Genomic DNA, 1528 nt, shown 5'->3' with positions numbered 1-1528 from the left:
CTCCAGGTTGTGTGACATGGGAACTCATTCTGGATGGTTACTCTGAAAGCTCATATTCTGCCACACCCCGATTTGCAGCCGCCAGGCTGCCGTGGTTCAGGCATTTCATTATCAAAATCACATTAAACGGCCGTAATCAGACATGATTTGTGCGCCGACACAGATCATCGTCACAATGTTCAGGTCTCTGCCATTGTTTTTATCAGGGGATCGCTTTTCCCGTAAGTGATTCTGTATAGCGTTCTGTTACCATTTGCGATAACATTAATTGCATAGCAAATTGTTACCAATGGAGGTTTTTATGTCTACAGCTGCAAGCGTCCGTAAAACACCGCGAGAACATCAGATTAACATCCGGGCAACTGATGAGGAACGAGCCGTTATTGATTATGCTGCGAGCTTGGTCAATAAGAACCGTACCGATTTCATCATGGAACTGGCGTACCAGGAAGCTAAAAACATTATCTTGGATCAACGTTTATTTGTGCTGGATAACGAACGTTATGATTCGTTTATTACGCAACTGGAAGCTCCTGTGCAGAATGCAGAAGGGCGTGAACGTCTGATGGCGGTAAAGCCTGAATGGAAATAAATGTCACCGCGCCAGCATTGTTGACGGATGAGCATATACTTCAGCCATTTGACTGTGGAAATGAGGTGCTAAGTAACTGGTTACGTGGTCGGGCTATGAAAAACCAGATGCTCAATGCTTCTCGCACGTTCGTTATTTGCTTGGAGGATACTTTACGTGTTGTGGGATACTACTCATTAGCTACTGGTTCCGTCACTCATGCCGAGCTTGGTCGCAGTTTGCGGCATAACATGCCCAATCCTGTCCCTGTTGTTCTGTTAGGGCGTCTGGCTGTTGATGTTTGTACCCAGGGGCATGGTTTCGGTAAATGGCTACTAAGTGATGCCATTCACCGGGTTGTCAATCTGGCTGATCAGGTTGGCATTAAGGCTGTTATGGTACATGCAATTGATGATGACGCCAGAGCATTTTATGAGCGTTTTGGTTTTGTTCAGTCAGTTGTGGCACCTAATACCTTGTTTTATAAAGTCTGAGTCTGAGGTAGCCTGAGTTTAACGGACACTCCTTCCTGAAATAGAATGGCATCAGAAGGAGCCAATAATGAGCAGAAAAACCCAACGTTACTCTACTGAAGTGGCACACTGAATTTGGCCACCTGAACAGAGGTGATATGCTCACCTCAGAACAACACAGGTGCTCCAATGAAAAAAAGAAATTTTAGCGCAGAGTTTAAACGCGAATCCGCTCAACTGGTTGTTGACCAGAAATACACGGTGGCAGATGCCGCCAAAGCTATGGATGTTGGCCTTTCCACAATGACAAGATGGGTCAAACAACTGCGTGATGAGCGTCAGGGCAAAACACCAAAAGCCTCTCCGATAACACCAGAACAAATCGAAATACGTAAGCTGAGGAAAAAGCTACAACGCATTGAAATGGAGAATGAAATATTAAAAAAGGCTACCGCGCTCTTGATGTCAGACTCCCTGAACAGTT

2 protein-coding genes and 1 pseudogene are annotated in these 1528 nt (G+C 45.3%); all 3 read left to right on the top strand.

All coding sequences use genetic code 11. From position 1 onward, the window contains the following. The first annotated feature begins 289 nt into the window (after nucleotides 1-289). On the top strand, nucleotides 290-592 hold the full coding sequence (locus BFF42_RS16690) for a type II toxin-antitoxin system TacA family antitoxin (RefSeq protein WP_010921625.1): 303 nt from the start codon (nucleotides 290-292) through the stop codon (nucleotides 590-592). Beyond that, nucleotides 583-1065: a GNAT family N-acetyltransferase gene (locus tag BFF42_RS16685; RefSeq protein ID WP_000405248.1), complete on the top strand. Its 483-nt coding sequence runs from the start codon at nucleotides 583-585 to the stop codon at nucleotides 1063-1065. Before BFF42_RS16690 ends, BFF42_RS16685 begins: the two co-directional genes overlap by 10 nt. 168 nt (nucleotides 1066-1233) lie before the next feature. Beyond that, a pseudogene (locus tag BFF42_RS16680) lies at nucleotides 1234-1528 on the top strand (transposase); the annotation flags it as partial.

It is taken from the genome of Shigella sp. FC1661 (assembly GCF_001712525.1).
Taxonomy (GTDB): domain Bacteria; phylum Pseudomonadota; class Gammaproteobacteria; order Enterobacterales; family Enterobacteriaceae; genus Escherichia; species Escherichia coli.
Note: the sequence above shows the minus strand (reverse complement) of the source record. Positions and strands in the feature narration are given on the sequence as shown.